The 14,663-nt window shown below is 37.1% G+C and carries 7 protein-coding genes; all 7 read left to right on the forward strand.

Annotated features, from left to right (window positions below):
• Positions 1–212: 212 nt before the first annotated feature.
• The 7 genes from mltG (at position 213) to murJ (ending at position 14,511) form a co-directional block, all read left to right on the forward strand.
• Positions 213–1,172: an endolytic transglycosylase MltG gene (mltG, locus tag AB1414_06605; protein ID MEW6607111.1), complete on the forward strand. Its 960-nt coding sequence runs from the start codon at positions 213–215 to the stop codon at positions 1,170–1,172.
• Between the two features lie 179 nt (positions 1,173–1,351).
• Positions 1,352–6,718 carry an MG2 domain-containing protein gene (locus AB1414_06610; GenBank protein ID MEW6607112.1) on the forward strand — a complete coding sequence of 1,789 codons (5,367 nt, stop codon included), beginning with the start codon at positions 1,352–1,354 and terminating at the stop codon, positions 6,716–6,718.
• A 55-nt stretch (positions 6,719–6,773) separates the two neighbouring features.
• Positions 6,774–7,346, forward strand: a complete 573-nt coding sequence (locus AB1414_06615) for a four helix bundle suffix domain-containing protein (protein ID MEW6607113.1) — start codon at positions 6,774–6,776, stop codon at positions 7,344–7,346.
• Positions 7,343–9,592, forward strand: coding sequence for a penicillin-binding protein 1C (gene pbpC / locus AB1414_06620; protein ID MEW6607114.1), 2,250 nt, complete (start codon positions 7,343–7,345; stop codon positions 9,590–9,592). Before AB1414_06615 ends, pbpC begins: the two co-directional genes overlap by 4 nt.
• A gap of 58 nt (positions 9,593–9,650) precedes the next feature.
• Positions 9,651–10,349 (forward strand): hypothetical protein, encoded by a 699-nt coding sequence (locus tag AB1414_06625; GenBank protein MEW6607115.1) that lies wholly within the window; start codon positions 9,651–9,653, stop codon positions 10,347–10,349.
• A 12-nt stretch (positions 10,350–10,361) separates the two neighbouring features.
• Positions 10,362–12,632: a DHHA1 domain-containing protein gene (locus AB1414_06630; GenBank protein MEW6607116.1), complete on the forward strand. Its 2,271-nt coding sequence runs from the start codon at positions 10,362–10,364 to the stop codon at positions 12,630–12,632.
• 340 nt (positions 12,633–12,972) lie between these two features.
• Positions 12,973–14,511: a murein biosynthesis integral membrane protein MurJ gene (gene murJ, locus AB1414_06635; protein MEW6607117.1), complete on the forward strand. Its 1,539-nt coding sequence runs from the start codon at positions 12,973–12,975 to the stop codon at positions 14,509–14,511.
• Positions 14,512–14,663: the final 152 nt, after the last annotated feature.

A 14,663-nucleotide genomic window follows, 5' to 3' on the forward strand; every position in this document is an offset into this window, starting at 1 on the left:
GGAAATAGTAGGCAAGTAGGTAGTAGGAAAGGGATAAAGGATGTGCACGGTATTCCTCTTCTGGGGACAATGTCTCCCCTTTCCTACTTCCCTACTCTCCTACTTTCCTACAGGCTGAATAGTTACGAATTTTGTAACTATTCAGGTCTTTTGATAGGATGAACAGATATCCAAACTTCATTTCCAGAATTTAACAATATTTTAAACCAAATATGAAAAGAAAAAAAATAGTCATTGTCTCTTTAATCATTATTGTATTATCCCTCCTGGTATTATTCCTGCTTAAAACAGAGGACAGAATCCTTATTGCCCGAACAATTATTATACAAAAAGGTCTCTCGGCAAAGAATATTGCAAAGAATCTGGAAGAAGAAGGAATAATTAAGAATCAAACTGTATTTCTTATTCTGGCAAAAATTTCTGGGGCAAGCAGTAGATTTAAGGCGGGTGAGTATGAATTGAATAATAGGATGAAGATGACCGAGATTATTGAAAGGCTAAAGAGAGGAAAGACAATAATTCATCGGCTCATTATCCCTGAAGGCTATACATTAAAGGACATCGCCAATCTATTAGAAAAAAATGGCTTTGCCAATAAATATAAATTTCTCAATCTTTGCTATGACCCAACCTTTATAGATAAACTTTCTATAAATTCGTCCAGTTTAGAAGGTTATTTATTCCCGGATACATATTTTTTGCATAAGGGAATGGATGAAGAAGAGATAATTTCTCTAATGGTGACAAGATTTAATGAAGTGGTAAAAAAAGAGATTAAAGATGACTCGATTCATAAAATTATTACCCTTGCTTCAATTATTGAAAAAGAAGCAAAGATTAAAGAGGAATATTCCATTATTTCGGCTGTTTTTCAAAATCGTCTAAAGATGGGAATGCCTTTGGAATCTTGTGCCACTGTTTTATATGCCTCAGGAGAGCGAAAAGAGTGGCTTTCTACTCAAGACACAAAAATACCATCACCTTATAATACTTATCTTCAACCTGGACTGCCGCAGGGCCCAATCTGCAATCCTGGTATGACTGCCATTAAAGCCGCCCTAAGTCCTGCAGATGTAGATTATCTCTATTTTGTTTCAAATGGTGATGGAAGTCATACCTTCTCAAAAACCGGCCGTGAGCATATTTTTTATAAAAACAATAGGACAAATTGAACTAATAATCACTCTAAGTAAAGTTAACTGTTAAAAAAGACCTTGACACAAAAAGAGAAATCTGGTATTATTAAAACATAATCAGAAATTGTTACTTTGGTGAAAATTACTAATGTTGGAGAGCCAACAAAGTCTTGAGTTTATACTCACTAACTACTTACAAATAAGGAGGATTCAAAATGTTTTGGAAACAGATTTGGCAAAAAATCAAACAACCTAAAATTTTAATCTTATCCTTAATTATTATTGCTCTCTTGGGAGTATCTCTATTCTTAATAAAAGAAAAACCAATTCCTTTAGTCGAAAAGATAAAATCAATAAAAATTCCCCTACCCTTTCAACCAAAACCAGCCGAAAAAGAATTTAAGATAACGATGCAGCCTGAAGGACTCCTCAAGGAATTTCCCAAAGAGATTACATTTTACTTTGAAGAAGGATATGCAGAGGCATCTGGGTTGAAGATAGAGGATATCTCCAATTCCATAAAGATAGAGCCAAAGATAAAAACCTCTGGAACATGGATAAATGAGTGGATATTTCAAGCCTCTTTTCTGGAAAGCCTCAAGCCTGAAACAAAATATAAAGTAGAAATATGTAGCATCCCTCTAACTATTCCAAAAGCAATCCCTCACCAAAACTTTAGTTTTACTACACCAGGTTTTACCGCCCAAATCTTTCTTAGTTCTTATGAAAACCAGAAACCCAGAATTTTATTAGACTTTACCTTCGAACCAGTTTTAGAGAAGATAACGGAATATCTTGAGATTCACAATTCAAAGGGAAAAAGGATAACACCATCAGCGATAGAAAAAGTTCAGGAAAAACCTAATCAGGTCATTTTCTCTCTGCCAATCATAGAGAAAGCGGATGAGTTCTCTATTGTTTTAAAGAAAGGGCTTCCCTGCACATCCGGTTTCTTTTTAAAGAATAATATCCAGGCAAAGATTCCTGTAAGCCCAATAACGATGTCCATAACCGAGCATAGAATTGAAGAAGCAGATGATGGGTATCTGGTGGTATTTTCTGCGGCATCGGATGTTGAGAAGAATATTGACCTGGTGATAGATGAGAAGAATATCTCGCATTTTATAAATATAACCCCAGAAATTCCTCTTGATATTACCACCTCAAGAAATAGAATCTATATTTTATCCTCTAATTTTCTACCTCAAAAAGAATATACAATTACCTTAAGACCAGGGATAAGGAGTAAAAAAGGAAGCCTGCTTAAGGAGGAATATACCTGCACATTTACCACTCCAGAAAAGAAGCGAAAACTTCAATTCATCTATTCGGGAAGACATTTTGGAAAAACAGGAAACTGGAATCTTCCTTTAAAGGTAACAGGTATAAAAAAACTAAACCTTGATGTAGTCTATCTCCCTCCCGAGAATACCCTGTTTTGGCACTTGAGAGATTGGAGTCGCACAGATTATTTCTGGGATTTGGGCGAAGAGGTTATCAAAGATAGTCCTATTTCTGTTGAAAAAGATGGCATATTATGGATAAACCTCAAGGACTATCTAAAGGATACACAGCCAGGAACATATCTTGTAAGAAGTCGCACTGTAGAGGGAAAGTATGTGGAGGATAATATTATTGTTGTCCTTTCTGATTTATCCATTGTGGCAAAGTGGTTTAAGAAAGACCTCCAGGTCTGGTGCTTCAATTCATCAAACCTCAAGCCTGAGGATAATGTTGATATTGAGGTAAGGACTTCAAAGAATTTTGTCTTTGGGAAAGGGACGACCGATGCCGATGGTAAATGCCATATATCTTCCCCAAAAGAGGAAAGACAACCTTACATCATCTTTGCCAAAAAGGGTGATGAATGGACATATTTATACACTCCCGGGTTGTCTATCCCTCTATCACAATACGACATTCAGGGTGAAGACCCTGAAATACCATACCTTGCCTATATCTATCCTGAGCGGGAACTCTACAGACCAGGAGAAACTGCCAATGTTGGTGTTCTGGTCAGGGAAAGAAATTCATTCAAAGGTGTATCTATACCTGTCAAGATAAACATAAGAGACCCAAAGGGTAATAACTTCCTTTCCTTATCCGGGAAAACTGATGAATATGGACTTTGCACCTTTGTCATTCCTACATCTGCCTCATCTCCTACAGGTAAATATATCATCGAGCTTATAGCAGGAGATAAGACACTCTATACCACAGGTATATTTGTTGAATGTTTTGTTCCTGAAAGGATGAGAGTCAATCTCTCTTTACCCAAAGAGGGATTTGATCCATATAAACCATTTCCTTTAAAGATAGCCGCAGAATACCTTTTTGGTGCCCCTGCTGATAATGAAAAATACCACGGTAAGGCAAGGTTTGAAGAGACACCATTCAAATCCTCTGGATATCTTAACTATTCCTTTGGACCAGTCTATTTAAAAAATGAAAAACCACCTGTTTATGAAGAGGCAATCGATGAAGGATATCTTGATGAAAAAGGAGAGGCAAGTGTAGATGTTTGTATCCCTCCAGAGGTTAAATTTAATAACCCGATTCTATTTATCGGAAATGTTGAGGTTGAAGAGGGAGGAAGCGGAAGGGTTACCAGAAAAAGGACGACAAAGGAAATTTACACCAAGCCATTTTATATTGGGATAAATCCCGATGTAACGAGGATAATAGAGAATAAACCCTGCAATGTCTCTGGTGTTCTCTTGAAACCCAAAGGAGATTTTTATCAGAAAAAGACTACATTGTATTACCAGATATTCAGACTCTCTTATCACTATAGCTATAGATATTGGGACGATGATAATTGGAAGGCAATACTTAATAAAATTCCAGTAACTCAAAAGAAAATTCTTTCTACAAGTGATGGTAAATTTGCCTTTTCATTTATACCAAAGACATCATGGGCTGATTACCTGATAGAGGTTGGCAATGAAGATAATGATGTTTTATCCCAAACAAAAGTCTGTGGCTGGGGTTGGTGGTGGGGTGAAGATGAAGAAACGACAGAATCCCCTGAGGTTCTTTCTTTAAGGCTGGATAAGAAGGAATATGATGTAGGAGAAGAGGTTAAGGTTTCAGCATCTTTACCATTTGAAGGAAATATCCTCTGGACGGTTGAATTGGATAAAGTATATGAATCCTCTTTTCAAGAGGCAAAGGGGAAGATAGCTAATTGGTCATTCAATGCACCAAAAGGGGTCTCAACTGTCTATGTTACAGGTTTATTGGTCAGGTCGGGTGAAAACTATTTAGTCCAGCGGGCATTTGGTGTTTGCAGGGTAAAAATCAGACCGAAAGAACTTAAATTGGCATTAGATATTGAGTCAGTATCTCAAATGAAACCTCAGACAGAACTCCTTATCAAAGTAAAGGCTCAAGAGAAATTTAAGGCAACGATTGCGGTTGTTGATGAAGGCATACTTCAAATAACAGATTTCAAAACCCCAGACCCTTATGAAGGCATCCTGCGGAATTTAAGACTTTGTATCAATTCCTGTGAATCATTTGGTTGGCTTGTAAAGAAATTTATGGAAAGACCAAGTGGCGGATTTATGGCTCGTGAGAAGGAGTTTCCAGAGGCAAGATTTGCCAGAATAGTCTCTTTTTGGAGTAAAATACAGGAGAGTGATAAGGATGGAAATGTTATTTATAAAGTAAAGATTCCTCAGTATAATGGAAGGCTTCGAGTAATGGCTGTCGCAGTGGGAAAGGATAGTTTTTCTTCAGCGGAAAAAGGAGTTGTAGTAAAAAGCAATGTGATTATTTCACCAACTATACCCAGATTTATGTCTTCAAACGATACATTCTCATTCCCAATCACTTTAATAAATACAACAAAGAAAGAAGAAAGGGTTGATATTTCTATGGCGGCAAGTGGTGCTTGTGTCAATCCGAACGGAATTGACCTTTTCCTCTCTGCTAATGAAAAAAGAACACTCTGGTTTAATGGCAAAGCAGATGATGTGCCTGGGGCAATATCAATAAAAATAAAGGCAAAATCCAGGACAGAAATCTATCAGGAAGATTTTGTCATTCCATTATATCCTGATGTGCCATATCTTACCCAGTCTGACTATGTTGATATTAAACCCAATCAATCCGTAGATTTGACACCCTATCTTAAAAATTGGTATCCAAGGGCACATACAAGTAAGATTGTTCTTTCATCTTGTCCCGGTATGTCAAGACTTTCTCATGCGAAGTATGCCATTGGCTATCCTTATGGCTGTATTGAGCAGACATCTACATCACTTCTGGTTCTTTTAAGGCTTTCTTCACTCCTGCCCATTATTGCACCAGATATATCAAAGGAAAAATATGTCGATATGGTCAATCATGGAATAAGAAGGCTTGTTTCTATGCAGACAATCTCAGGTGCCCTTTCTTTCTGGCCAGGGGAAGATTGTGAGGCATCGCCATATTCAAATGCCTATGCTTGCTTTGTTCTTCTTGAGGCAAAAGCAAGTGGCTTTCTTGTTCCTGAGAGCATCATTTCTTCCCTCTTATCATGGCTTGATAGGATTGATGATAAGAATGGATATAGATTTTATGTTCTGGCAAAGGGTGGTCTGCTTAAGAAAAAGCCTGATGTCATAGATAGACTTATGGCACAAGGAGACAAAAAGGAGTTTTCCTCAAAAGACCTTCTCTGGATAGCCGCAAGCCTACACCAAATTGGGAAGGTAGGGAAGGCGAAAGAATTTTTACAAGAGTCCCTCAAAACACCACCAGAAAATATAAGAAGATACTACGATGATTTCTACAGTTCCTTACAACAACTGGCAATGAGACTTTATGTGGTTAATGATATGATGCCAAATTCAGGATTGGAAAAGAAATTGGTTGATGAACTTATAACTAACCTTTCCCATAGAGAAAGTTACTGGTACACAACGCAGGAGCTTGCCTGGGGACTTGTTGCCCTCGGAAGGTATGTCGAGAGAAAACAGGGAGTAGAATTCTCTGGGGAAATTAAAATGAATAACAAGATTTTATTGCCAAAGAAGGAAAAGTATGGTTTATTATGGATACTTAAAAACCCAGGAGATAAGAATGTAGTCTTAAAGACAAAATCCGATATGCCCCTTTTCTTAAACATAGAAAATACTGGCTTTTGTAGTGAGAAGAGGTCATTTGAACCGTACTCAAAGAATATATCTATTGAAAGAAAGGTGTTTGATTACTATGGAAGGGAGATTACCTCATCATCTTGCGGGAAGCAGGCTATAGTAGAATTGAAGGTCTGGTCGGATAATTATTATGAGAATGTTGCGGTTGAACTTCCTATCCCTGCTGGTTTTGAGATAGAAAATCCAAGACTTACCAAAGATAGCCTTCCAAATTGGGCATCTGATAAAGAAAATCTCTGGATGCCAAATTATGTTGATATAAGGGATGATCGGGCAATAATATTTGGAAGGACTGCAAAAGAACCTCGTTTTTATTACATCCAGGTAAGGGCAGTAACACCTGGGATATTCTTCTTCCCACCCGCACAGGCAATGGCAATGTATGACCCTGAGATAAGGGCAAATATAGCCGCAGGAAGATTTGAGATAGAGAGATAGGACGGGGAGATAGGACATATAGGACATATAAGACATATAAAGGAGTATAATAATTATGGTTCCTGCAAATGATTCAGGACAACTTATTCCTGCTCACGGTGGTTACCGAAACTTGCAGAGCTACCAGATGGCGGAGATAGTGTTCGATGCCACGACGGTATTCTGCAAACGATTTGTTGATAGTCGTTCACGCACTACTGACCAGATGGTGCAGGCGGCACGCTCTGGCAAACAGAACATTGCTGAAGGCAGTATGGCTTCTGGTACCTCCAGGAAAATCGAACTTAAACTTGTCGGCATTGCACGGGCAAGCCTTGAGGAATTGCTGATCGACTATCAGGACTTTCTGCGACAAAAGGCCTTACCACTCTGGACTAAGGATAACCCGCAGGCGAAAAAGATTAGAGGACTGGTCTATGAAAAAAATAGGTCCTATATGACCTATAAGACCTATATCGAATCTTCTCCTCCTGAGGTTGCGGCAAACACAGCAATTTGCCTGATTCACCAGACAAACTACCTGCTCGACCAACAATTAAGAGCGTTAGAAAAAGAATTCTTGGAAGAAGGCGGGTTCACAGAAAGGCTTTACCGCATACGTTCACAAAAACGCCAGGAGAATAAATGAAAAAAATAGGTCTTATAAGTCTTATATGTCTTATATGTCCTATTCTCTTTTTTTTCTTCTTCCCTCTTCCATCAAAGCTTAATTGCTCATACTCAAAGATTGTCAGGGCTTCTGATGGAAAGGTCTTGCGTGTGTTCCTTTCTACGGATGAAAAATATCGAATATTTCTGCCAAAATCTGCTATTTCCCCACTTTTTATCCAAACAACCATTACTTATGAAGATAAGTTTTTTTACAGACACCCTGGCATAAACCCTGTTTCTTTCTTTAGGGCATTTTATAAAAATATAAAGGCAAAGAGGATTACTCAAGGTGGCTCAACAATAACTATGCAACTGGCAAGAATCCTTGAACCAAAACCACGCACTATAAAAAATAAACTTATTGAGATATTCAGGGCATTTCAACTCGAACTACATTTCTCCAAAGATAAAATACTCGAACTTTACCTCAATCTTGCACCTTATGGAGGCAATATCGAAGGCATTGGTGCGGCAAGTATATCTTACTATGGAAGGCTACCTGATAATCTCACGCCCGCAGAAGTAGCCTTTCTTGTCTCCCTACCTCAACGTCCTCATAAATCATCTCCCCAAAAGGTGTTAAAGATTATGTTAAGTAAAAAACTTATTAGCAAAAGGGAGTATGATTTAGCCAGGGTGTCCTCCTTCCCTTTTAAAAAAATACCATTTCCATTCGAAGCACCACATGCCTGTGATTTTTTGGTAAGTAGATTCCCACAACTTAATGATATTCATTCTACAATTGATACCAATATCCAGAAAAAGGTTGAAAATATCCTGTCTTCTTATAAGAAAAGAATAGAAGAAATGGGTGTATCAAATGCAAGTGTGGTGGTGATGGAGAATAAGACAAGGAAGATTAGGGCACTTATTGGCTCTCTTGACTATTTTGATAAAGAAAATGGCGGGCAGGTCAGAGGATTTTATGCCTTTCGTTCACCTGGTTCAGCACTTAAGCCATTCCTTTATATTATGGCAATTGAAGATGGACTTATCAACCCCGAAACTCTTATGGAGGATGCACCCTATAGATTTGAAAATTACGAACCCGAAAATTTCTCCGGGCAATTTCTTGGTTTAGTCAGGGCAGAAGATAGCCTTTCCCTTTCTCTAAACCTTCCTTTTATCCTAATGTTAAAACGATATGGCTATCAAAGGTTTGTCCAGAGAATTTCTGAAGGTGGTCTTGTTGGGCCATTATCACCATCCTGTTATGGACTTCCTATCATTACAGGTGGGATGGATATTCGTCTCATTGACCTAACAAATCTATACCTTACCTTATCAAGGGGTGGCTTCTATAATGAATGGCGGCTCTTAGAGGATACTCCAACAAAAAAAGAAAGACTCCTTTTTAAACCTTCCGCAGTTCTATTAGGATTAAATGCCCTCTCAAAGAGGGATAGGCCAGATGCTCCAAATCTTTCTTTATACACCATCCCAAAGAAAAAGGTTTATTGGAAAACAGGAACATCTTATGGAAGAAGGGATGGCTGGAGTCTTGGTTTTGACTGTGATTACACGGTTGGTGTGTGGGTTGGAAATTTTAGTGGAGAGGGCTCGGATAAGCTAATTGGTGCCTTAATTGCCTCCCCCATTATGTTTGATATAATAAGGGCAATAGGTGATGAAAAAGATAAAAAATTCTTCTGGGAAGAACCAGCAAAAACTGATTTAGAAACGGCTTATGTATGTAAGTTTTCTGGATATAAACCTTCTCCATATTGTTTTGAAAAAAAAGAGGTTTCTGTTCTCAAAAATAACCATCCTTATGTTGAATGCCCATTCCATAAAAAATTTATCATTGAGAAAAAAACCGGTTTCAGGGCATCACCATTTAAAGAATATAAACCAGGCGAACTCACAGAAAAGATTTTCCTTGTTTATCCAGCCTCCGTCCAAAAAGTCTTAAAAGGGAATAAAGAACCACAATTCCCACCAGAATGTAGGGTAGTTGAAAAAAGCAATCTTAATGTTATCAGTCCGGTGGATGGTGAAATATATTTTATTCCCAAAGGGGTTAGAGATGCAAGTTTTATACCACTTCAAGCATTTACTTCCTGTGGAGATATTCAGTGGTTTATAAATGACAAATACAGAGGAAAGACAAAATCCGGCGAGGTTTTTCAAATAGAACCAATTTGGGGAAGAATGAAGATTGTAGCTTATGACGATAAGGGAGAAAATCGGATAATCAAGATAAATGTTGAAGCAGAACCTTAAATCATATAGCGAGATTTTCCTTGACATCAATAAAATTATATATTATTATAAAATACAAATGAACATCACTCCTTTACAAATTATTGACCAGAAATTATTTGATTTTAAGTTAGCCCCACAAATAAAAGTTGGAGAGGTTCTTGAAGGAATAGTGGATGAAGTATTAGAAAATAAAACCTATCTTTTTAAACTCGCTGGATTTACTTTTCGAGCAAGAAGTCCACTTATATTAAATAAATACGATAGAATCAATGTAGAAGTAAAAAGTATTGAACCAAGAATTGTGTTCAAATTACTCCCATCACAAAACAAAAGCAATTTACCTGTTTCTGAAAAAATAAAATCTCCAGATACAAACTATTTATTTTTTACCACCTCGAATTTATCTTCTCTGGGGATAAATAATCTCTGTGTCAAAACATTTGACACAGATGAAGAAATCTCTTCTAAAGGAGTAAAATCTAAATATGAGGCAGTAGATATTCTTCTGGAGATGTCTGAGTTAGGTAAAGTTTTAGTCAAAATAACTCGCCAGGGAGATTTATCTTATTATCAAATAATAGTTGAAGATAAAAATATTAAGGAATTTGTTGAAGAGAATCTGCAAGGATTATTAACTGATTTAGAAAATGTCGGCTTCCCATTTCCCAACATAAGTTGTTTAGCTAATCCATGTTTAAAAAATCAGGATTTTTATGCTGAATCAACAATAACTAAGACGGAAAAAGGGTATAGTCGAATAGATACAATTGGATAAAAGAGGTAATTGATGGAAATTATAGTTACCCATACCAATACAGACTTTGATGCCTTAGCCAGCTTGATATTAGCCGCTAAACTTTATCCAGACGCTCAACTTGTCCTACCTGGCTCTTGTGAACAGAATGTCCGGAATTTCTTAGCTGAGTATCCTCATAGCTTTAATCTTAAGAAATCTAAACATATTAAATTGGAAACAGTCACAAAACTTATTTTAGTTGATACCCGTCAATCTTCCCGCATTGGGAAATTTGAAACCCTCGCTGATGGCCAGATACCAATTTATATCTATGACCATCATCCTGTACAAGAAGGAGATATTAAAGGTGAACTGATGGAGATAAAAGAACTTGGCGCCACCGTATCAATTATTTTAGAGAAGATTAAAGAACAAAATATTACCATTAGTCCAATTGAGGCAACAATTGCCGCTTTAGGGATTTATGAAGATACAGGTTCTCTCACCTTCTCTACGACTACCACCGCAGATATTTCTGCCATAGAATATCTTATTTCTTGTGGTGCAAATTTACCCGTAATTGCCAGGTTACTTGAAAAGGAACTTACCGTGGACCAGCTTTTTATCCTTAATGACCTCATCTCCTCACAAAAGGTATATCAAATTGACCAGACAAATATAGTTATCGCCAAAGTTGTTATAGATAAATATGTTGGAGACTTAGCCGTGCTTGCCCATAAGATAATGAATATGGAATCCTTAGAGGTATTATTTTGCATTATTGGTATGGCGGGAAGGGTTCAGTTAATTGCCAGAAGTCACACAAACAAAGTAGATGTAGCTGAAATTCTCTCATTAATCGGTGGTGGAGGACATAAAACTGCCGCCTCCGCTACGATTAGAGAATTAAGTTTAGAGGCAGTTGAACAAAAACTATTGGAAATATTACACCTAAAATTAATTCCAACAAAAGAAACAACTCCTCCTCCAATCCAACTTTATCCGCATAATATTAAACATTTAATGGGAAAAAACCTCCCACAACCAATCCAGGACATATTAAAATTACTTGGGGAAATAGGTGATGGACTTAAAATGAATGTGTATGTTGTGGGCGGAATTGTCCGAGACCTTTTATTAGGTAAGCCAACATTTGACCTTGACATTGTCGTTGAAGGGAATGGGATTGAATTTGCCAGAGAGTTAAGTCAAAGGATTGCAGGAAGTTATAAAAGCCATGAAAGATTTAAAACCGCTACGGTGGTATTCCCGGATGGGCTCAAAATAGATATTGCTACTGCTCGAAAAGAGGTTTATGACCACCCGGCGGCATTACCGAGAGTAACTACAGGAGGAATTTATGATGACATTTTAAGACGAGATTTTACGATAAATGCCCTCGCCATTCAGCTTAACCCCACATATTTTGGGAATTTAATAGATTTTGTTGGTGGAGAAAAAGACCTGAAAGAAGGATTAATTGAAATCCTTCATGATAAAAGTTTTATTGATGACCCAACCAGAATCTTCCGCGCTATAAGATTTACCTCGCGAGGGAATTTCAAACTATCCGACAACACAAAAAACTTAATTATTAAATCAGCGACCAAAGACCTGTTTTTACAGCTGGCAAAACAACGGCTCCGCAATGAACTTATCCTTATTCTAAATGATGATAATCCAGATTCCGCTTTTCTCCAATTGCAAGAACTAAATATTCTTAAGTATATCCATCCCTTACTACAAATTGGGGAAAACCAATCATTACTTTTTAAAAAAATTACCCATACCTTATTCTATCTTGAACTTATCATTGAACATAAACCTATAGATAAATGGTTAATTTATCTATTAGGTTTGATTGATGGATTAAGTAAAGAAGAGGCATCAGAATTTATGCACCACCTTAAATTTACTAAACTGCAACAAAAAACAGTTATTACAGATAAAGAGGAATCTCAACTTTTAATAGATTACCTGAAAAGATATAGAGACCCCTCCCCTGCTGCGATTTATAATCGGCTAACAGGAATTCCTTTAGAGGTTCTTGTATTTATTATGGCTAAGGTAGATGCGTTTGAAAACAAAGAAATAGCCTCTTGTATAAAAAAGCAGATAGTTTTTTTCTTGACGGAATTAAGCAAGGTAAAACTCAGCATAAGCGGGGATGACCTTAAAAAATTAGGAATTGAACCAGGCCCTGTTTATAAAGAAATATTTGATAAGGTGTTATCGGCTAAATTAAATGGGAAACTGAAGACTAAAGAGGATGAGTTGGAACATGCTAAGTGTCATGTTGAACAAATAACGCACGGAATTTGATTCTGGTAACTGGTGATTGGTAACTGGTAATTAAATACCGTTCGGCTGATCTCAGGACGAAACTATACTTTAGAGAGGCATATTTCGTGATTTCCTGTTACTATCAACTCAGGTTATCGGTTATCAGGTTATCGGTAAAGAGCAAGCAGTAGCCTGCTATCTCAAATTACCGATTACTGATTACCTGATTACCGATTACTTTAAATAATCACAATTTATACCCCACTGGAGTATATTTAACCAGTTACCAGTTACCAATTATCCGTTTGCAGGTTATGAAATCTGATGATACGCCGTGCAACACTTACTCAACACCACACTACGAAATTAGGAAGGATGTATGGTTAAAGATAGTCAAAAAAGGATAACTAAATTTATTGGTATCGTAAGTTTTGGCACATTTACCTCGCGGATTGCGGGTTATATTCGAGATGTCTTGATTGCAGATAGATTTGGGGCAGGTTTAGTTTCAGATGCCTTTTTTACCTCATGGCGAATACCTAATACCTTGCGGGAATTACTTGGTGAAGGGGCATTAAGTGCCGCATTTATCCCTGTTTTTACTGAATATTTGAAGACAAAAGGAAGAGAACAAGCCTGGCAGTTAGCCAATCTGATTATCAATGCCCTGCTCATTATCTCCATATTAATTACCTTGTCTGGTATCATCCTGTCCCCTTTAATTATTAGCATAATTGCCCCTGGTTTCGTTGGCAAAGATGTTTTTACTTTGACCGTGCTCCTTACCCGTATAACATTTCCTTTTACTATTTTTATTTGTCTTGCGGCGTTAGTCATGGGAATTCTTAATTCAATTCAACATTTTACCTTACCGGCATTTGCCCCAGCCATATTAAACATTTGTTTAATCCTGGCAATCCTTTTTCTATGTCCTCTGTTTGGCGAACTATCAATTGTTGGGTTAAGTATTGGACTTTTAATTGGTGGCTTGATTCAGTTGTTAATCCAAATCCCACCATTGATTAAAGAACGGATGGAATATCGGTTAATCATAGACTTTTTCCATCCTGGAGTTCGTGAGGTAATTCGTTTGATGTTACCACGGGCACTTGGCGCCGCGGTTACTCAATTTAACATCTTTATCTCTAATTTATTAGCCTCTTTCCTAATTTTTGGGAGTATTTCTTCATTATTTTATGCCAATAGATTGGTTCATTTTCCATTGGCAATATTCGGGATAGCTATTGGAACCGTCCTGTTTCCAACTATGTCCAGACAGGTAGTTGAAGGTAATTTAGAGGGAGTAAAAGAGAGTCTTCGTTTTGGCTTGAAAATGGTAATCTTGACCTCTTTGCCGCCAACTATTGGCTTAATGGTTTTAGGAAGACCAATTATCGAACTTCTGTTTCAACATGGAGAATTTGACATTACTGCTACTAATATAACTTATTTAGCCTTGTTCTTTTATGCCTTTGGGCTATTAGGCTTTTCCAGCTTGAAAGTTATTGTCCCGGCATTCTATGCCCAACATGATACCTGGACACCGCTAAAAATAGGCATAATCTCAGTGATAGCCAATGTTATATTCAGCCTTTTATTAATGAAACCATTAGAGCAAGGCGGATTAACTTTAAGCCTTTCTTTAGCTGGATTTTTAAATGCTGGTTTATTATTGATAAGTTTAAGACAAAAAATTGGGCCCATCGGATTAAAAGAAATACTTATATTCCTCTTTAAGGTTTTAATTGCCTCGTCGATGATGGGATTTTTCTGCGGGATTATCCTGAAAATAGATATAGGCCTTTTTTATCAGGTGATAATCGGTATAATAGGTGGATTAATCGTTTTATTTTTAAGTTGTAAATGGCTAAAGATAAAGGAGGTTGATGATGTTTGGAAAATGGTTAGAAAAAAGTAATCAGTAAGTATTATAAAACGAAATTTGTAACCGTTCAGGGATATAGCCACAGAGTCACAGAGAACACAGAGGGAATATATAACCACGAATGAACACGAATAATAAAAAGATTTGTCGTGCGAGGCTTTAGCCTCGCTTCTAACAAGCAGGAA

The sequence above is a fragment of the bacterium genome, assembly GCA_040755795.1.
Lineage (GTDB): Bacteria > UBA9089 > CG2-30-40-21 > CG2-30-40-21 > SBAY01 > JBFLXS01.

What these genes read in the sequence shown, in the direction of transcription:
- mltG (MEW6607111.1), top strand. Translation starts at nt 213, where the DNA reads ATGAAAAGAAAAAAAATAGTCATTGTCTCTTTAATCATTATTGTATTA.
- AB1414_06610 (MEW6607112.1), top strand. Translation starts at nt 1,352, where the DNA reads ATGTTTTGGAAACAGATTTGGCAAAAAATCAAACAACCTAAAATTTTA.
- AB1414_06615 (MEW6607113.1), top strand. Translation starts at nt 6,774, where the DNA reads ATGGTTCCTGCAAATGATTCAGGACAACTTATTCCTGCTCACGGTGGT.
- pbpC (MEW6607114.1), top strand. Translation starts at nt 7,343, where the DNA reads ATGAAAAAAATAGGTCTTATAAGTCTTATATGTCTTATATGTCCTATT.
- AB1414_06625 (MEW6607115.1), top strand. Translation starts at nt 9,651, where the DNA reads ATGAACATCACTCCTTTACAAATTATTGACCAGAAATTATTTGATTTT.
- AB1414_06630 (MEW6607116.1), top strand. Translation starts at nt 10,362, where the DNA reads ATGGAAATTATAGTTACCCATACCAATACAGACTTTGATGCCTTAGCC.
- murJ (MEW6607117.1), top strand. Translation starts at nt 12,973, where the DNA reads ATGGTTAAAGATAGTCAAAAAAGGATAACTAAATTTATTGGTATCGTA.